This window comes from uncultured Tenacibaculum sp. (assembly GCF_947495995.1).
Classification (GTDB): domain Bacteria; phylum Bacteroidota; class Bacteroidia; order Flavobacteriales; family Flavobacteriaceae; genus Polaribacter.
In genome coordinates this window covers 474081-493476 of record NZ_CANMAX010000001.1, presented here as the reverse complement: position 1 = coordinate 493476, position 19396 = coordinate 474081, and the positions used below count along the sequence as shown (strand labels likewise).

Annotated in this window: 13 protein-coding genes; 7 read left to right on the top strand and 6 right to left on the bottom strand. The window is 31.9% G+C overall.

All coding sequences use genetic code 11. The annotated features are described in order from the left end of the window. Positions 1-8 precede the first annotated feature (8 nt). Positions 9-1331: a serine hydrolase gene (locus Q1A15_RS02205; protein WP_299618066.1), complete on the top strand. Its 1323-nt coding sequence runs from the start codon at positions 9-11 to the stop codon at positions 1329-1331. A gap of 48 nt (positions 1332-1379) precedes the next feature. Here Q1A15_RS02205 and Q1A15_RS02200 read toward each other — a convergent pair whose 3' ends face one another. The 3 genes from Q1A15_RS02200 to Q1A15_RS02190 all read right to left on the bottom strand — a co-directional run bounded on the left by Q1A15_RS02200 (position 1380) and on the right by Q1A15_RS02190 (position 8209). Then, positions 1380-3638, bottom strand: coding sequence for an inorganic phosphate transporter (locus Q1A15_RS02200; protein WP_299618063.1), 2259 nt, complete (start codon positions 3636-3638; stop codon positions 1380-1382). 353 nt (positions 3639-3991) lie between these two features. Beyond that, complete coding sequence (locus Q1A15_RS02195; RefSeq protein WP_299618061.1) at positions 3992-5416, bottom strand: DUF5689 domain-containing protein; 1425 nt, start codon at positions 5414-5416, stop codon at positions 3992-3994. 24 nt (positions 5417-5440) lie between these two features. Continuing rightward, entirely contained in the window at positions 5441-8209 is a 2769-nt protein-coding gene (locus Q1A15_RS02190; RefSeq protein ID WP_299618058.1) for a carboxypeptidase-like regulatory domain-containing protein, read from the bottom strand. A gap of 153 nt (positions 8210-8362) precedes the next feature. Between Q1A15_RS02190 and Q1A15_RS02185 the strand changes: the two genes are divergently transcribed. From Q1A15_RS02185 to Q1A15_RS02170, 4 genes are all read left to right on the top strand, one after another. Continuing rightward, positions 8363-9406, top strand: coding sequence for an endonuclease/exonuclease/phosphatase family protein (locus Q1A15_RS02185; protein WP_299618055.1), 1044 nt, complete (start codon positions 8363-8365; stop codon positions 9404-9406). 98 nt (positions 9407-9504) lie between these two features. Then, positions 9505-10830, top strand: a complete 1326-nt coding sequence (locus tag Q1A15_RS02180) for a M23 family metallopeptidase (protein WP_299618052.1) — start codon at positions 9505-9507, stop codon at positions 10828-10830. Between the two features lie 11 nt (positions 10831-10841). Beyond that, entirely contained in the window at positions 10842-11372 is a 531-nt protein-coding gene (locus Q1A15_RS02175) for a hypothetical protein (protein WP_299618050.1), read from the top strand. A 76-nt stretch (positions 11373-11448) separates the two neighbouring features. Next, on the top strand, positions 11449-11874 hold the full coding sequence (locus Q1A15_RS02170) for a hypothetical protein (protein ID WP_299618047.1): 426 nt from the start codon (positions 11449-11451) through the stop codon (positions 11872-11874). 104 nt (positions 11875-11978) lie between these two features. On the opposite strand, the gene Q1A15_RS02165 is transcribed toward Q1A15_RS02170, so the two are convergent. The 3 genes from Q1A15_RS02165 to Q1A15_RS02155 are packed head-to-tail and all read right to left on the bottom strand — an operon-like array spanning position 11979 to position 14499. Further along, positions 11979-12323, bottom strand: coding sequence for a hypothetical protein (locus Q1A15_RS02165; RefSeq protein ID WP_299618044.1), 345 nt, complete (start codon positions 12321-12323; stop codon positions 11979-11981). 52 nt (positions 12324-12375) lie between these two features. Beyond that, positions 12376-14061, bottom strand: a complete 1686-nt coding sequence (gene recJ / locus Q1A15_RS02160; protein WP_299618041.1) for a single-stranded-DNA-specific exonuclease RecJ — start codon at positions 14059-14061, stop codon at positions 12376-12378. A gap of 18 nt (positions 14062-14079) precedes the next feature. Beyond that, positions 14080-14499 (bottom strand): OsmC family protein, encoded by a 420-nt coding sequence (locus tag Q1A15_RS02155; RefSeq protein WP_299618038.1) that lies wholly within the window; start codon positions 14497-14499, stop codon positions 14080-14082. 59 nt (positions 14500-14558) lie between these two features. Between Q1A15_RS02155 and Q1A15_RS02150 the strand changes: the two genes are divergently transcribed. Continuing rightward, complete coding sequence (locus Q1A15_RS02150; RefSeq protein WP_299618035.1) at positions 14559-15149, top strand: carboxymuconolactone decarboxylase family protein; 591 nt, start codon at positions 14559-14561, stop codon at positions 15147-15149. 366 nt (positions 15150-15515) lie between these two features. Continuing rightward, on the top strand, positions 15516-19388 hold the full coding sequence (locus Q1A15_RS02145) for a carbohydrate-binding protein (RefSeq protein WP_299618032.1): 3873 nt from the start codon (positions 15516-15518) through the stop codon (positions 19386-19388). Positions 19389-19396 lie beyond the last annotated feature (8 nt).

The window sequence follows — 19396 nt, the reverse complement described above, 5'->3', positions numbered from 1 at the left end:
CCCAAATTATGAAAATCTTTAAAAGAGTAGTGTTACTCTTAATAGCTATTGTGCTAGTAGCTGTTTTTTACAATTATCCTAAGTTAAATATCTTAGCTGGCTATGCAGCTAAAAGCACAGGATCTTCAGTTTTTTTAGCAAAACGAAATTTACAATTTACAGATAGTACAGATACTAATTTTTCACCAATAAACTTAGCATCTAATAGTGTTAATACTGAAACAAAAGAAGCTTCTTCTTCTGCATTCGGATTGTTAACAAGAAAGTCTGTTTACAGAGAAGGCTTAGGAAGTGTTTTAGTGGTGAAAGGAACAGAAATAGATTCTAATCCGTTAACACCAAAAAGGGCAACTCCAGATACAACGACGCCTTTTCCTTATGGAAATTTAGATCCGAAAGATTCTATTTTTTCTGAAATCAATTATGATAAATTAAACAAAACTGTTGCCAGTATGTTTAATGATACGTTTAAAACTAGAGCGTTTTTAGTAGTATATAAAGACAAGATTGTTGCTGAACAATACGCTGAAGGTTTTGATAAAAACTCATTATTGCTTGGTTGGTCGATGACGAAAAGTATCACCAGTACAGTAATGGGAATTTTACAATGCGATGGAAAGTTAAATGTATACGATAAAGCCCCTTTTGAAGAGTGGAAAGATGATGAAAGAAGTCAGATTTCAATTCATAATCTTTTACAAATGAATAGCGGTTTAAAATGGGTAGAAGATTACAATTCGATTTCTGATGTTACTAAAATGTTGTTTTTAGCTGAAGATGTAACACAATTACAAATTGATAAACCTTTAATAGGTAAACCTAACGAAACATGGAATTACTCTTCTGGAACTACAAATGTTTTATCTGCGATTATTAGAAAGCAATTTGATACACATCAACAATATCTTGATTTCTGGTATGAAGAGTTAATCGATAAGATTGGAATGAATTCAATGGTTGTTGAAACAGATATGAAAGGGAACTATATCGGATCTTCTTATGCTTGGGCAACTGCAAGAGATTGGGCAAAATTCGGATTGTTGTATTTAAAAAATGGACAGTGGAATGGTGAATCTCTTTTTGATAAAGATTGGGTAGATTATGCAACAACACCAACACCAACTTCAGATGGATGGTACGGAGCGCAAATATGGTTAAATGCTGGAGGAAGATATCCTGATGTGCCAAAAAATATGTATTCTTTTAATGGATATCAAGGTCAGAATGTTTTTGTGTTTCCAGATCAAGACATGGTAATTGTTCGATTAGGGTTAACTAAAAACGCAGATGTTAATCATTTTCTCAGTGAAATATTAAACTCATTTAAATAAAAAAAGCCTCGATTTAATCGAGGCTTTTTTTATTTGTCTTATAAGTTTTTACATTCTTACTGAAGTAGATTTTGTAGAAATATAAAACTCATTACAGTTTTCTAATAAGCTCACTAAAGCTCCAACTAAATCTTGAGTTTCTAATAAAATACTAAAGTAAAGTGTAGTGTTTTTTGGACTTGTCTCGTCTGTACGAATTCTATCTACTTGGTTTTCGATTGAATTGTATAAATCAGAAGTTAATTCTTTTTGATCGTCTAAGATGTATGTAAGGTTATCAAATGTCTTTTCATCAAAAGTAGCGCTAACCTTCATTAATAAATCACTTAGTTTATTATCGATATTCTTAAGATCTTTTAATTGAGATTTCTTAAGATTTTTATGATTGTTGTTTACGTGATTAAAAGTAATCTTAGAAATATAACTGATAGATTGAGTTACATCTTGTAAATAACTTAAAATTAAGATATAGAACTTACTTGCTTTAACAGAAGTATCGTCTAAAGATTTAATAAAGTAAAAAACTCCATTTTTTAGGCTTTCGATCTCTTCGTTTAACTTTAAAACGTGTTTTTCTGTTTTTCTTAATTTATTTAAATCATGAGTTGCTAAATCGTTAACAACACTTGAGTATAGTTTATTTACACGTTGAGCAACATTTGCAATATGCTCAGAACTTTCATCTATAATTTCATTGATAGATAATAACTCAGCACGCTCAACAAATTGTTGTTGTTTTTCCTCTTTATTCTTTTTAGAATATTGAATAGTTGTTCTAACCAACATGGCAATTACAACTAATAATAAAACAGGAATCATAGCTTGGTGCCAAGAAATTAAAGAAGCAACTATTGCAGCAGCTGTAAATGCGATAATCGCAGTTAAAAACCATCCGCCAATTACGTTTAATACACCGGCAACTCTATATACAGCACTTTCACGACCCCAAGCTCTATCTGCTAAAGATGTACCCATGGCAACCATAAAGGTAACATAAGTAGTAGATAAAGGAAGTTTCATAGAAGTAGCAATAGAGATTAGAATACTAGCCATAATTAAGTTTACGGCAGCTCTAACCAAATCAAAAGCTGGTAATTCGTATGTTTTATCCTTTGGTAATTTTATTACTGGTTTTTCAAATTTTGAATTGATGTAGTTTCTTGTTTTCTCAGGAATAAGTGCATTAAATCCCATGTTGGTAAACATTGCAGCTCTAACAACAATTCTAGATAAGTTATTTGGTCTAAATTTTTCATGACCATCTCCTTGTCTAGATAAGTTAATACCTGTTTCGATTACAGCTCTAGCTTTTTTAGAAGTCCATAATGTAATTACCATAATAGCTCCAGCTACTAATAACAATGTAACATTAGAAGGAACTTTTTCCGCTAAAATCCCCATTGAAAATTCATTAGCAGCTTCACCAGAAAGTTGCCAAGCATGATACGAATTTAAAGCAGCAATAGGTACACCAATAAAGTTTACTAAATCGTTTCCAGCAAAAGCCATAGCTAAAGAAAATGTACCAATAGCAATAATAGCTGTTAGAATATTAATTTTAAAAAATTTAATTAAAGCAAGAGAAATAGCAGACCATAAAGCAAAACTTCCAAGCACAATAAGTATTGAATTTCCTTCAATTAAACCCTTCATGTTTGCATAAAACGGAGTTCCTTTTAATCCTTTAATAATGATAAAGTATGTAATTGCCGTGATTGCAAAACCTCCAAATAAAGCATTGATGTATAAGGGTCTTTTTTCAAAATCAAAAGAATAAATAATTCTTGAAAAATATTGTACAATTGCACCAACTGTAAAGGCGACGACAACGGAGAGAATAATACCTAAAATTATCCAAGTAGCTTGATCATGGTTGATGTAATTCCAAACTTGTGAAATAGATCCATCTGTTCCTGATATCTTAATTAAAGCTATAGCTACAGCGGCTCCTAATAATTCAAATACAATAGATACTGTAGTTGAAGTTGGCATTCCTAATGAATTAAAAATGTCGAGAAGGAGTATGTCGGTAATCATTACCGCCATAAATATGTACATGATCTCTTCGAACATAAACATATTAGGGTTGAAAATTCCCTTTCTAGCAACCTCCATCATTCCGCTAGAAGAAACAGCGCCAAAGAATACACCAACACTGGCAATAATCATTATGGTTTTAATAGGAATAGCTTTAGAACCTATTGCTGAGTTTAGAAAGTTAACGGCATCGTTACTTACACCTACAACTAAATCTAAAATTGCTAGTGCCCCCAGTGCTACTAGCATTAAAATAAAAGGATCTCCCATCTTTATATTAAGATAATTAAACTCGACAAAAGTAAACACCTCCATTTTGGAGAATGTTACGTAATTGTTATGAAATGCTGCAAATCTACATAATTACTTAAGTTTTGAAGACTTTCTCGATTACTTTTAACAATTTGATTAATTTTATTTTTAACTACACTGATATTCAGTGTGGTAGTTTTGGTTTTTGTGATATTGAAATTAAAGTTGAGTAATATTTAGTTTTTGACTACTTACCCTTATGTTTTTTTGAGGTTAATTAATGATTTTTTTAAGAAAATAATTGAAATATAAACGCATAAAAAAAGCCGAGTTTTAAAACTCGACTTTTTTACTTTTATGATTAAAAGTTCTTATTGAGCAAGAACCTTAACGTTATCTATTTCGAAAGTACCATCTGAACCAGCATCTCCACTTCCAATATATTTGAATGCGATATAAACACTTCCAGAATAAGCAGATAAATCAACATCTCCTGAGCTTACCCAGTTTCTGAAGAATTCACCATCGCTAACAACTGCAGCTGGTAAAGCTTCCCAAGTAGCAGAAGTAACGTTAGCTTCAGTTCCATCCCAGTCAGTAGAAATTAAAATTTCTAACTCACTTCCATCAGCAAAACTGTTAGAGTTTTCAAAAGAGAAAAATTCATTTGCAGTAGCATCTAAATCAATAGCAGGAGTAATTAACCAAGAGATTGAAGAAGCATCGTTAGATCTAAAAGAACCAATACGAGTAGCTCTACTGTTAGTATCTCCGTCAGTATAACCAGTGAAAGAACGAGAACCAGCTTCGATGTAGTTTGTCCATCCAGCTAAAGTAATAGGTCCAGTTCCAGTAGTAGTTTCAAAATCCTCTTCAAAGATTGGAGTAAAAGTACTTAAATCTAAAGGCTGACATAAAGAATCTTCGAATCTAATATCTTCGATATCGTTAATTACAATAACAAAGTTATCTCCACCAAAGTCTTTAGTTACGATACCGTCGATAGTACCACCAGTTTGAGATTGCATTTTTACTGAAGAGAAATTAGAGAAAGAACTAGTTTCTAAAATGAAATCAGAGAAACCAAATCCATTACAAGCAGATAAAGTTCTTTGCGTATCAAAATCTTCGTTTGGATCAACAATAGTTAAACCGTCTAAAGCTGTAGGGAAAAATGCATCTTCAATTCTAACAAAAGTACCTACTAAGTCACTGTTAATTGCAGAAACCTCAATAGTTTTAGGAACGATAGTTTCTGTTACTGGAGAACGGAAAAGGTGATCGTCTAATTGATTTTCACTAATTACATCTACTTCATTATTATCATCAGCATCTACTTTTCCACCGATAGTTGTAATACCATCTCCAGAGTTAGTTTCCCCTAAATATAAACCGTTTAAGTAAACGTAAACTTCTCTACCTACATTGTACTTAGTGTAGTTGTTTCTTAAGTTTAAAACTACTTTAATACCAGTTGTTGGGTTTTCAGCAGCATCTTGAATGTAAATCTCTTGGAAGAAGTTTCCAGAACGATCAGAAGAAACTACATATCCTTTAACAACATCGTTAGATTCGATTAATAAAGGAGCATCTCCAGAGTTATATCTTGATTTAAGATCTGCAATAGTTACTAAGTTCCAAGTAACATCGTTTGCAATGTTACCTAAGATAATGCTTAACTCTCTGTTTTCTTCATTACCTGAAGGTGTAGGAACATCAAAGTTATCATCTACACAAGACGATAGTAATAATGTAACTAAGATTACAGTTATTATTTTAATTGAATTAATTTTCATGATTGAAATGTATTTTTTTATTTTTTAGAATCTATAATAAACGTTAAAGAAGTAGTTTGTACCTCTACCAAACCAATATCTTGGACCAAATAATCTTTGAGACCTGTTGAAATCTTCACTTAATTGGTTGAACCCTCCAGTACGAGCTTGTTCAAAACCACCAGTTCTAAACTGCTGATTAAAGATATTACTAATTCCTAAAGTAAATCCAATGTATTTGTTGTCTTTACTTATTTTCCATGATTTTCCTCCGATTGCATTAGCTACGAAGTAACCTCCGAACTCTTCTTGTGCTAATAATTTCTTAGCTTCGATAGGATCGTAGTTGTTAATTGGTAATCCGTCGCTATCAGTAAAGAAAGCGCTACTTCTTAATACTGGACTTACACCAATGTAAGTATCATCGAAATAGTTACCAGTTAAACTAACCCACCAGTAATCTGGATCACGATACTCAATACCTAATGAGTATGCTTTTTGTGGACCTGAGTTTAATCTATAATTCTTTAAGTATGTTGTTCCGAAATTTTGAACACCATCAACGAAACCTTGACCTCTTGTAGTTTCAGTATCTTCAGCAGAGAACTGAACATTGTCAGGGTTATTGCTGTAGTAGTACTCACCAATGTTAGCAGCACCTTTTAAGTTTAACGTAGGTGTTAGCTTGTATTCGAAACCTAATTCAACTCCCATGTGTCTTTTATCTGCTCCAGTAACTGTTTCTTGAACGAAACTGTCAAATAAATCAGATTGGAAGAAGAAGAAGTTAGAATCGATATCATCAGTAATTTGAGAGAAATATCCAGTAACTCTAGAAGTAAATCTTGGAGATCTTATAATGTAACTAGCATCAAAAGATAATACCTTTTCAGTATCTAATCCTTCAGTAATTAAGTTACTCTCTCTAATTTGAGTAAATGTATTTCTAATTGTTGGAGCTTTTTCTAAATATCCAGCATTAAAATCTAAGATATGTCTACCAGATAATTTATAAGTAATACCAGCTTTTGCTCCAAAAGTAGTAAAGTCTTGTTTTTCAGATTTTCCTAATGAGTTGTTCTCAAAACGTCCACTTTGGTATAAACCTTCTCTTTGGTGAGAAGTTCTAGTAATATCTCCAGCTACATAGAAATCAACTTTATTGTATTTGAATTGCGCTTGTAAGAAACCATTCATAACTTGAGAGTTTATGATGTAGTTATACTTAAAACGATCACCTTCTTGTACAATTCTATCTGGGTTTAACAAATCACTTTGTCTTTCAGGATCACCAATAGAACCAAATCTATTAATATCTAAATAACCAGTAGTACTTCCTAAAAGATCTAAAACATTAGCAAAACGCTCAGATTCTAATCTTGTGTATTGTAACTTACCGTTAAGTGTGATGTTATCAGTAAGATCAGCGTTTAAAATTGTGTTTACATTAAAAATATCGTCATCAACTCTATCTTCACTTAAAACATAGGCTGCATCAATACCTTGTTGAGAGTTGTTAATATTTGCACTGTAAATTTCTTCCCAATCGATTTGTCCATCATTTAAGAAACGTTGTTCAGCTTCAAAAGCTTGAGTTAAATCACCTTCGTCAATCCAGAAGCTAGGTAAGTTTCTAAAGTTTGCTGGATTAGGATTTTCACCACCGTTGAAATCAATTCTACTTCTACCAATTTTTCCAAATTGATAAGAAACATTAGTATTTAAGTTTACTTTATCGTTGATAGTCCAGTAGTGACTTAACATTGTAAAAGGCTCTTCAACATCTTTAATTCTAGAGTTTCTGATTTTTCCATTTTGGAATCCCCAGTTAGAATTATAACGAATACCTTTTAAATCTGTAACTTCTTGAGTGTTTGGAGAACCAACCCCTCTTTTGTTAGAAGCAAAAATTGAAGTTAAGTTTAAGCTATGCTTATCGTTGAAAACTTTCTCGATAGATGTAAATAAAGAAGTAGCATCGTAAGAAGTTCCGTCAACAAAACCTTCGTTTCCTGCTCTTCTTGTACCAGAAACAGAAAAAGCCCAACCGTCTTTTAATAATCCAGAAGAGTAAGTCCCCATTACTCTGTGTCTGTAACTTCTGTTAGAAGAAGCATAAGAAATTCTAGCTCCTTTTCTGTATTGAGATGCTCTTGTACTAATGTGTGTAGAACCTAAAACTCCCCCAAATGTATAGTTTGAAGGTGCTAAACCATTAGTAAACTCCTGATTTCTTAATACATCGTTTAAACCACCCCAGTTTGCCCATTCAGGACGACCAGTTTCTAGTTTGTTCATTTCGATTCCATTGATCAATAACTTAGCATTGTCAGAATCTAAACCACGAATTCTAAAGAAAGCAGCACTAAATTCGAAAGCAGCTGCACGTAAGTATACATCACGAGAAGATTGTAATAAACTAGAAATGTTGTCGGCAGCACTGCTGTCGTCATTTAGTTCATCATCTGCAATAATAATAGTACTTAGGTCTTGATTGTCAGAAAATTCATCTTCATACATAAAAATGTCTCCTAAATCTACAACACTGCCTGATAACGTAACAGGATAGTTTTGAGTTTCGTAACCTGTTTTCTTTAAGGTAACAATGAATTTTCCGTCAGGTAAATTTTGTAAAGTAAAAATTCCGTCAGTGTTAGTAACCTGACTATCATTTCTCCCCTCAATACTAACAGAAACACCTTGTAATACCTTTTCTGAGTTGCTGTCCTTTACAACTCCTTTTACAGTATTTTGCCCAAATACCCCATAAGAGATTGTAAAGCAAAACAATACTGTTAAGATAAATTGTTTCATAAAAGTTTATAATTTTTAAAAAAAATGCCTGCAAACTTAGTTTTTTTCAAAACTGTTAATGTTAAGTTAATATTAACATTTGAAGATATTATACACAATTAAATGATTGGCTTGAATTTTGTTTATACTTTTGCGCAGTTAAAAAATGATTTCATGAGAAAAATAATTTTACCGTTTGTGTTCTTATTAAGCATATTTGTAACAAGTGCACAGAAAGCGTATAAGATTAGAACAGTAGCATTTTATAATGTAGAAAATTTGTTTGATACTATTAATGATGTTACCAAGAATGATGAGTTTAGCCCAATGATGGAATTGAAGGCTAATAGATCTCAAGTATATTGGGATAAGATTGATAAACTAGGTAAAGTAATTAGTGAACTAGGTAAAGAGAAAGCAAAAACTAGTCCGGCTATTATAGGTGTTTCTGAAATTGAAAATAAACAAGTTTTAGAAGATTTAGTGAAAAACAAGCACTTAAAAAAGCAACGTTACGGTATTATTCATTTCGATTCTCCAGATAAAAGAGGTATTGATGTAGCTTTATTATACCAACAACGTTATTTTAAACCAATACATTTCGAAGCTGTAAATCCTAATATCTATTCAAACAATAAGAAAGTCTATACGAGAGATATTTTACGAGTTTCAGGATATTTAGATGATGAATTAGTTCATATTCTTGTTAATCACTGGCCTTCTAGAAGAGGAGGAGAAGCTAAAAGTAGTCCGTTAAGAGAAAAAGCTGCTTTTAAAGTAACTCAAATTATGGAGAAGATTAGAGAGAATGATAAAGATGCTAAGATTATTATTATGGGGGACTTTAATGATGATCCAATGAACAAATCATTTAAAGAAGTTATAAAAACTAAAGCAGACAAAAGTAATGTAGCTGAAGGAGATGTATACAACCCTTATGAAAAGATGTTTGAGAAAGGATTAAATACTACTGCTTATAGAGATAATTTAAGTCTTTTTGATCAAATCATGTTTACTGCTCCATTATTAAATAAGGATGGTAAGAAAGATTTTTCAAGTTATAAAATGTTTAAATCAGGAATCTTTAATAAACGTTTTTTAATGCAAAAACAAGGAAGATATAAAGGGTATCCATTCAGAAGTTTTTCAAACGGACAGTATTCTGGAGGATATAGTGATCACTATCCTGTTTATTTATATCTAATTAAGGAAAAATAAAAAAATGCGGATTTCCCACACTAAAAGTGTGGGCTACCCGTACTCATATTACTTTTACCATAAGTACTTTTGTCTTGAAAAAGTAAAAATTTAAAAAAATGCTAAAAGAAAAATTAAGTTATGTGAAACTATTCCTATGTTTTTTAGGGGTAGTTTTATTTTTTGCAAATTGCAATGATGAAGAATTAGAATTCGAACCTAATAATGATTTACAGTTCGAAACGGTTTCTCTTTTTCGGGCTAAACAGATTTTTAACGCTAAATCTAATAGTAAAGAAGAATCTGATAATTATTTCTCGAGGAAACAAGAAGGTTTAGAAATTACTCCTGATTGGAAGACTTTAAATCAAGTTGACCTTGATTTTACAGATGCTTTACTAACTAATGTATCTGTTGATTTGAATGTGTCGATGCCTTTTAAAAGTAGATTGATTTTCTACAGTGTAAATGGTCAAGAATTTTCATTTATTGAAACTACCCAAGAAACAGTAGTGTATTCAGACGGTAGATTAAAGCAAGGAAAGATTTTTTATCATAATTATGATGGAACATTTTTCGACGCTTACAAAATAACTGAAGGGAAAATCTCTCACCGTTTGGCAGTACGAGAAAAAGTACAAGAGGCTGGTATTTTACCACTATTCACTTTTTTTCAGTCGAATGTTAATGGAGAATGTGATGAATCTCTTGATCCAAATTCTGAGTTTTGTAGTAATAGGTTAGATGAAGTTACGGTTGGAGGAAGTACTAATACACATGTATTTTCTACTAGCCCAATTCACCTTTTTACAGCATATGGTATAGGTGTGTCAAATGGAGATGTGAATGATGATTCAACTAGTGGAGGAGGTGGAAGTTCTTTACCACAACCTTGTGGTGATGGACAAACCAGAGATAAAAATGGAAACTGTGTTAAAAAGCCTTGTGATGGAGATCCAATTACGAATCCACAGATTGCACCACAAAGAAATTCAGGAACTAGAGGAGGAATGTTTGGAAATACAAGAAAAAAGAGAAATCCACATGGAAATGGTTTAATACCAAAGTTTCACGGAGGAGTAGATTTAAAAAATAGTTATGGAAGTCCAGTTTTTGCTTTATATGATGGAAATGTAACAAGGCATCATTTTCCAAATGCAGGATATATTGTTGCTATTTCTTCAAGAGTAGATGGAAAAGACATTTTGGTTCAGTATTTCCATTTACAAGAAGGAAATAGAGCTGTGGGAAGAGTTAGAAGAGGTGATATTGTAGGATATCAAGGAACTTCTGGTAATTTAGGAAGTGCAATTCAAAGCGGATTTACAGAGTCGCATGTACATGTAAAAGTAAAAGAAAACGGTAGAACTGTTGATCCTTTAGATCATTTAAAAACAAAAATTAATAAGAATACAGGAGTAGTAGAACAACCTTGTGTTAACTAAATAGAAGTAATATGAAAGTAATAAAAATTTTAATCATTGTATTAGCGTTTAATTACGCAGCAAATAGTCAGAATCAATTATCTATTGTAGCTGATAATAATGAAATTCAGCAAGGAGATTATCCAGGCTTATTGGTAAAAGGAGTGGCTTTTAATCAAATTGTAGAGACGAATGCTCAAGAGAGTAGTTTAGAAACTTTAATGAATGAAAGCTTAACGGTTAGTCAATCTGATTTAGGATACGAGATAAAAAGCTTAAAGAACGAGTTTTATACTTTTAATTTCAGCGATGAAGATGAAGATGGGAGTTATGATTTAGAAAGCTTTGAATTAAAAAGATCAGGTTTAGTTTTTAAGTCTACAACTTTTAATATTGGAGATTCAATTACAGATCCAAAATTTCAAAACTTTATTGATACTACTGATAATGAAGGAGGAAAATTAATAATCTTAAAAGATAGAGAAGTGGGAGCATCAATTATTGTTAAGTTCAATACTTTGAATAATAAAATTATATCAATAAAATACAGCTTGAATAATTAATTGTTTTTATATAAGCCTAGGCAGATGTAAAAGTTAGCTTAGGCTATTTTAAAAATGCACATATAATTAAAGTACAATGAAAAGATTTTTTTTAATCGCAGTTTTAGGTACTGTTTTAGGAAGTAATGCACAGCAAAAATATGATTTATCTAATTCAGAGGTAAAAATGAATTATATATTCTCTAGAATGTATAATGAGAAACCATTACACAAAGATTTATTCAGTAAAAGTTTATTTCTAGCTGTTTATAAATTTTCAGATTCTAAAATTTCAAAAGGAAAAGCTATTTCAGGAACTGATGAATCTTTGGATAGTTATTTAATATCAGTTAGTCCAGATGGAGATGGATATTCGGGTAGTAAATTATACAAAATAGAAGGTGTTTATAATCCTAAAATAATCGAGATTAAAGAAGGGAAATATCCACTGTTTACAATAACTGTAGCGCATGGAACTGTGGGTGACAGAAAAACAGAGTCTTTTCAATTTAAAGGAGAATAATTAAGAAAGACTTTCTTTTTACTTAAATTATTTAAGTGATTGATTGTTTTTATATATCCGTTCAGCTTGGGTTGATAGTATATCAACCTAAGCTGTTTTTTTATTTAGTTTCTACAAATTTCTTCGATGTAGTCATTGAATTTTAATTGGAAAAGAGTTCCTTTTAATAAATCTTCGATTTGACCTAAATCAACCATAGAAACAGCTAAGCTAACTCTATTGGAAGGAGTTCGTAATAATAAAGATCTACAATTATCACCCATTTTACATTCTCTACATCGATTTTGCATTTTAGCATCAATAGTAAAATCTAAAAAAGATTCAATTTCAGTTAAGGTTAAATGAAATCCTACATCTCGGAAAACTATTTGTGTTAGTTCTGATTTTGAATTAACCCATTGAAAAGATATTCCAATATCATTTGTGTAAATCGTTTTTACTTGCTCCATAGTTGTTGTTTTATGAAACAAATATAATTTATTTTTATTTAATCTAAATAAGCTATTTTAAATCTTTTAATTGTAGTTGAATTGAGGTGTTTCCATTCCAAGTGTTTTCATCAAGTTGATATACAATATCAAATTCTTGCTGAACATTTTCTATTTTATCTCCAAGACTAAAACCAATAGCACCAATACAGTTTTTAGGATTTCCTTGAAAAACAGTAAGTTTTAGGTGTGTTTTATCTTGACCAACTTGTTTTCCGTAGCCATTATCTCTAACAGAACTGGACTGAAAAACAGGCCTTTTATTTAAAGGTCCGAAAGGAGCCATTTGATTAATAATTCTATAGAATTTTGGAGAAATATTACTGAGATGTAATTCGGCGTCAATTTCAATTTCAGGTTCTAATAACTCTTTTTCAATGGTATTCTTAACGGTCTCTTCAAATTTTAATTTAAAGTTCTCGTAGTTTTCAGGTTTTATAGATAAACCAGCTGCATATTTATGTCCACCAAACTGTTCAATAAATTCTGAACAAGCATCCAAAGCATTATAAACATCAAAACCTTTAACAGATCTTGCAGAGGCCGTTAAAAACTCACCACTTTTGGTAAACACTACTGTAGGTCGGTAATAGGTTTCTGTAAGTCGAGAAGCAACAATTCCGATTACGCCTTTATGCCAATCTTCATGATACACTGTGGTTGTATAAGTGTCAGTTTCATTATTATTTTGAATCTGAATTAATGCTTCTTGTGTAATTTCTTGATCTAGTTCTTTTCTATGCGCATTAAACTCTTCTATCTCTTTTGCAATATCTTTAGCTAAATCAAGATTTTCAGAAATTAATAAGTCTACAGCATAACTAGCATGTTTAATTCTTCCTGCTGCATTAATTCTGGGTGCTATAATAAAAACTACATCAGATATAGAAAGTTCTTTCTTGTTTAAATGCTGAGTTAAAGCTTGAATTCCAATTCTAGCAGATGTATTTATAACTTTTAAACCATAATAAGCTAAAATTCTATTTTCGCCAGTCATTGGAACGATATCTGCTCCAATTGCAGTAACTACCAAATCTAGATATGGTAATAAATCATCAATAGTTTCTCCTTTTTGCTGAGCAATAGCTTGTATTAACTTAAATCCAACTCCGCAACCACAAAGTTCCTTGTAAGGATAATGACAATCTACCCGTTTAGGATTTAATACGGCAATTGCATCAGGTATTTGATCTCCAGGTTTATGATGATCACAAATAATAAAGTCAATTCCTTTTTCAGTAGCATAAGCAACTTTTTCAATAGCTTTAATTCCACAATCAAGAGCTATTATTAAAGTAAACTCATTGTCATGGGCGAAATCAATTCCTGTAAATGAAATTCCGTAACCTTCATTATATCTATCAGGAATATAAGTCGCTAAATACGGATGAATATGTTTTAAATACGAATACATCAATGAAACAGAAGTAGTTCCGTCTACATCATAATCACCATAAATTAAAACCTTTTCACCATTTTCTATGGCTTTAGTTATTCGAGTAACAGCTACTTGCATATCTTGCATTAGAAAAGGATCGTGAAGATCATCTAAAGAAGGTCTAAAGAAGTGTTTTGCTTCATCAAAAGTTTTGATTCCTCTTTGAACTAAGATTTCAGCTAATTTGATATCAATATTTAAATCATTAGCTAAAGAATGTACTACAGCGATATCTGGTTTAGGCTTTAAGGTCCATTTCATTGAAGAAAATCGAGTTAATTATTGAAAAACTATTTCTGTAGTTACTTTTGCAAACTGACGAAACATTTCCATAACTCCACAATATTTCTCAATAGATAAGTTTACTACTTTAGTTAGTTTATCTTGATCTAAATTGTTACCCTCAAAAAGATACTTTACATGTACATTATCGTAAAAACGAGGATGTTCTTCTGTTAAAGAAGCTTCAACTACAATTTTTAAATCATCAAAAGTAACTCTCATTTTTTCAGCAATCTTAACCACATCTAAGCCAGAACATCCAGCTAAAGAAGATAACATTAGTGCTTTAGGAGAAGCTCCAACTTCATTACCTCCATTTTCAAAAGAAGTATCCATTAATATTGTTGCTCCGTTAGGATTATCACTCTTAAATAATAAATTTTTCTTCCACTCTGTGGTTACTATATTTGATGCCATTTGCGTTTTTTTTCGTTTCTTGTATTAAATTACAAAATTACTTAAATAAAAAACAAATTATGCCATTAGTAACGCCATTAGATCCTAATCATGATGAGGAAACAAAAAGGTTGTCGGATTTTTATAACGAAACATTAGGATTTTGCCCTAACTCTGTACTTACAATGCAAAGAAGACCAGATATTTCAAAGGCTTTTATTAATTTGAATAAAGCTGTAATGGCAAATCATGGTCGTGTAACATCTGCTTTAAAAAGAATGATTGCTTGGGTAAGTAGTAATGCTACAGGTTGTAGATATTGCCAAGCTCATGCTATTCGAGCTGCTGAACGTTATGGAGCAGAACAAGAGAAATTAGATAATATTTGGGATTATAAAACTCACCCAGCTTTTAGTGATGCAGAAAGAGTTGCATTAGATTTTTCTTTAGCAGCATCTATTATTCCTAATAGTGTAGATGAAACTATAAAAACAGAACTTTACAAGTACTGGGACGAAGGTGAAATCGTAGAGATGTTAGGAGTGATTTCTTTATTCGGATACTTAAACAGATGGAATGATTCTATGGGAACAAGTATTGAAGATGGAGCAGTGGAGAGTGGAGAACAATATCTTGGAAAACATGGTTGGAATAAAGGTAAGCATCAATAAAATTTACTCAAACTTTTATACAAAAAACTCGTAGCTATACGAGTTTTTGTTTTTTTACGTTAACTTATAAATCCAAATATTAATCTAATTAAAATCAGAGTGTAATGAAAACGTAAAAAACAAACTTCAACCGCAAGTTATCTTCTCAGATAACAAAAAAGATCCCCTAAGAAAATACCAAGAAATAAACAGTCCCCTAAAACCCCGAACAAACATAAACAAGTATATATATTAACTATTTCTACATAGTTAAACAACAGTTTTATTGTGTAACTGTTTGTGCTTCCTATTTTTTTTGATTCCCCTATTTCTTCATAATAGGTTACTAAACAACCATATTTAAAAGACTTTTTAAAACAAAAAATCATGAAACTAATTGATGTAAGAAGCTTTCTGCTTGCTTTCTTCATTATTGCTATTGGTTATGCTCAAACTACTTCAGGAGAGCTTAAGAGATGGCATAAGATATCATTAACATTTAACGGACCCAATACTTCTGAAACCGCAAATCCTAATCCGTTTTCAGATTATAGATTAGAAGTAACTTTTACTCATAATTCAAGCAATAGATCATACACTGTTCCTGGTTTTTTCGCTGCCTGCGGAAATGCCGAAAATAATAGCTGTTCATCTGGAAATAAATGGAGAGTTCATTTTGCACCAGATCAAACCGGTCAATGGAGTTGGACTGCTTCCTTCAAAAAAGGTACAGATGTAGCTATAAATGGTGGCGGAACTAGTGCTGGATTTATGGATGGTACTTCAGGAAACTTAACTATTACTGAATCTAACAAAACCGGAAGAGATTTTCGAAATAAAGATTTAGGAAGATTACAGTACATAGGTGAACATTATTTAAAGCATACAGGAACCAATCCTCAAAATCCGAATGGAAAATGGTTTGTAAAAGCTGGTGCCGATTCTCCAGAAAATGCGTTTAATTATGTTGATTTTGATGCTACACCAAGTTATACGAACAACTTAAATAAAATTGGAAGTAAAACTTGGCAACCTCATCAACAAGATTATGTGGCAAGTGACGCAAGTTCTTATACTTGGGCTAATGGTAAAGGAACAGAAATTTTAGGAATGGTAAACTATCTGCATAACCAAGGAGCGAACGTAATGTCGTTTTTAACTTGGAATACTAGTGGAGATTGTGGTGCTGTTTTTCCTCATATTTTAAAAGTTTCTTTGCAAGAATATGGAAACACAGGAAGATCGCAACAGTGGAATAAAGTACACAAAGATCGTTTCGATGTTTCTAAAATGGCGCAATGGGAAAAAGTGATGCAGTATGCAGATCAAAAAGGTATTTATCTTCATTTTAAAACAATGGAAACAGAGAATGATAATAAGATGGATGGTAATACTTTTGGTAGGCAACGAAAACTGTATTATAGAGAGTTAATTGCTAGATTTTCTCACCACTTAGCACTAAACTGGAATATTACTGAAGAAACTACTTTGCCTAATAATGTGGTAAAAGCCACAGCGACTTATATAAAGCAATTAGATCCATACAATCATAATATTGTTATTCATACATATCCAGGAGAAAAAGATCAACGTTATACTCCGCTTTTAGGAAACGCATCAGATTTAACAGGAGCATCTTTACAATCGAATCAGAATTCAATTCATAACGATGTAATTAACTGGTTAAATAAATCTAGAGCTTCTGGAAAAAAATGGGTAGTTGCAAATGATGAGCAAGGTTCTGCTTCACAAGGAATTCGTGTATCTGATAAAGATGTAAGAAAGAAAGTGCTTTGGGGTACTTTATTAGCTGGTGGAGCTGGAGTTGAATACTACAGTGGTTATTTAAATGATGATGGAGATATTAATGGTAACGATCATAGAAAAAGAGGTAAGAAATATAAAGAAGGTAGCTATGCGCTAGATTTCTTTAATAAAAACTTACAATCTTATTTAATTGATATGATTAGTGCCGATGGTGTAACTAATGATAATGGAGATTTTGTATTTGCAAAAGCTAGTGAAGTTTATGCGGTTTACAGACCAAATGGAGGTTCAACTGGTTTAAGTTTACCAACAGGAAATAATAAATACAATGTACAATGGTTTAATCCAAGATCTGGAGGTAATTTATCAGCGAAACAAACTTTAGGAAATAATTTAGTTGCACCAGATAATAACGATTGGGTAGCTTTAATTACCAATAAAAACGGTGGTGGAGATACTGGCGGAGGTGACGGAGATTGTGCTGCTTTAGAACAAAATGGAGTAGTTGCTGTTGAGGCAGAGCATTTTCTAAGTCAATCTAAAACTGGGAAAAGACAATGGTATAAGAATACAGATAGTAATTTACCGGGTCCAGATCCAGATGCTTTACATACAAACGGAGCTAGTGAAAGTGGATATTTAGAGATTTTACCTGATACTAGAGTTACACACGGAGATCCTTTAGTTAACGGAGAAAGTTTTTCAAATACACCAGGTCAAGTTGCGATTATTAATTATAGAGTAAAGTTTACAACCCCTGGTAAATACTTTGTTTGGGTAAGAGCTCATTCTACAGGATCAGAAGATAATGGTGTTCATGTTGGTATTGACGGAACATGGCCAGAATCTGGACAAAGAATGCAGTGGTGTACTGGTAAAAATGCTTGGACTTGGGAAAGTAAGCAGAGAACTGGTGCTAATCATTGTGGAGAACCGCAAAAGATTTTTATCAACGTTCCTACGGCAGGTATTCATACAATTTCATTTTCAATGAGAGAAGATGGTTTTGAAATGGATAAGTTTGTGTTATCAAAAACATATACAAAGCCAACAGGTGTTGGTCCTGCTGAGGTATTAGTAGATTGTGGTGGAAATAATCAAGCACCTCAAGTTTCAATTACTTCGCCAGCAAATGGTAATGAGTTTACTGTTAATGAGCCGATACAATTATCAGCAAACGCTTCTGATTCAGACGGGAATATTGCTAAAGTTGAATTCTTTTCAAATGGAAACTTAATAGCAACTGAGAATACAGCTCCTTACAACACTTCTGTAACGATAGCTCAAACAGGAAACTATGAAATTACTGCAAAAGCAACAGATAATGATGGAGCTACAACAACATCAAATTCTGTTTCAATAGAAGTAAAAGGAGTAAGTGCAGCTATTCAATTACCAGGAAATTTTGAAGCTGAAGATTATTCGAGCAAATCAGGAAGTGTAAAAATTGAAAATACGCCAAATTCAACAGGTCAAAATCTAGGTTTCATTAAAAACGGAGACACTGTTTCTTACAATGTGAATGTTGGTAATACAGGAGATTATTTGTTTGAATTTTACGCGTCAAGTAATGGAGTTGGAGGAGAAATAGAAGTTTTAGATGATGGTATTTCTGTAGGTAGTGTTGCTATTCCGGTAAATAATACTTGGCACAATTACCAGAAGTACAGTGTAAGTGTTCGATTAACTTCTGGAACGAAAGCTTTAAAGTTAGTGTTTAAAGGAGCTACAGGTTATTTGTATAATTTAGATAAAGTAATTGTGAAAGCTGAACAAATTTTAGATCAAGACTTAGAATTGAGTCCGATTCATGATTCATATTTACAAAATGGAAAGAATTTTAATTCTGACATGATTCGTATAGAAAGTGGAAAAAGAGTTGGATATTTATTGTTTAATCTTTCTGCTGTTTCAGGAGTAGTGAAAAAAGCTTCGTTAACTTTTACAGTGTATTCAGATGCTGGTAGCGGAGCATTAACTGTTCATAAAGGTTCGAATTCTAATTGGACAGAGACATCGCTTTCAAATGCGAATAAACCTAATAATAACGATGTTCTTGGTCAGGTAAATACTTCTTTTGGAGTTGCTAAAGTAGTAACAATTCCTTTAGATGCTTCTAAAATTACAGAAGATCAATTGAGTTTAATTTTAAGTTTAAGTGGAGGTAACGATTTTGCTTTTGCTTCAAAAGAGAATGCTACAGTAGCTTCTGCAAAATTAAATCTAACTTATGGAAGTGTTGCCAATACTACAAATAATGAGAATGTAGAAGTCACTCTGTTTCCAAATCCTATGACTAATGTTTTAAGAGTTTCAAATGCTGATGAGGTTTCAAAAGTGAAATTATATAATCAATCTGGAGCTTTAGTAAAGCAAATAGAAAATGTAAAACAACCAGTTGATATTTCAGAAATTCCGAAAGGATATTATATCATAAAAATTTATAATAAAACAGGTAAAGTTATTTCAAGCAAAAAAATGATTAAAAAATAATTTTATCT

Excerpts from the sequence above, each read along its gene's own strand:
- Q1A15_RS02175 (WP_299618050.1), top strand. The coding sequence starts at position 10,842 with ATGAAAGTAATAAAAATTTTAATCATTGTATTAGCGTTTAATTACGCA.
- Q1A15_RS02185 (WP_299618055.1), top strand. The coding sequence starts at position 8,363 with ATGAGAAAAATAATTTTACCGTTTGTGTTCTTATTAAGCATATTTGTA.
- Q1A15_RS02150 (WP_299618035.1), top strand. The coding sequence starts at position 14,559 with ATGCCATTAGTAACGCCATTAGATCCTAATCATGATGAGGAAACAAAA.
- Q1A15_RS02165 (WP_299618044.1), bottom strand. The coding sequence starts at position 12,323 with ATGGAGCAAGTAAAAACGATTTACACAAATGATATTGGAATATCTTTT.
- Q1A15_RS02170 (WP_299618047.1), top strand. The coding sequence starts at position 11,449 with ATGAAAAGATTTTTTTTAATCGCAGTTTTAGGTACTGTTTTAGGAAGT.
- Q1A15_RS02145 (WP_299618032.1), top strand. The coding sequence starts at position 15,516 with ATGAAACTAATTGATGTAAGAAGCTTTCTGCTTGCTTTCTTCATTATT.
- Q1A15_RS02190 (WP_299618058.1), bottom strand. The coding sequence starts at position 8,209 with ATGAAACAATTTATCTTAACAGTATTGTTTTGCTTTACAATCTCTTAT.
- Q1A15_RS02205 (WP_299618066.1), top strand. The coding sequence starts at position 9 with ATGAAAATCTTTAAAAGAGTAGTGTTACTCTTAATAGCTATTGTGCTA.
- Q1A15_RS02195 (WP_299618061.1), bottom strand. The coding sequence starts at position 5,416 with ATGAAAATTAATTCAATTAAAATAATAACTGTAATCTTAGTTACATTA.
- Q1A15_RS02200 (WP_299618063.1), bottom strand. The coding sequence starts at position 3,638 with ATGGGAGATCCTTTTATTTTAATGCTAGTAGCACTGGGGGCACTAGCA.
- recJ (WP_299618041.1), bottom strand. The coding sequence starts at position 14,061 with ATGAAATGGACCTTAAAGCCTAAACCAGATATCGCTGTAGTACATTCT.
- Q1A15_RS02180 (WP_299618052.1), top strand. The coding sequence starts at position 9,505 with ATGCTAAAAGAAAAATTAAGTTATGTGAAACTATTCCTATGTTTTTTA.
- Q1A15_RS02155 (WP_299618038.1), bottom strand. The coding sequence starts at position 14,499 with ATGGCATCAAATATAGTAACCACAGAGTGGAAGAAAAATTTATTATTT.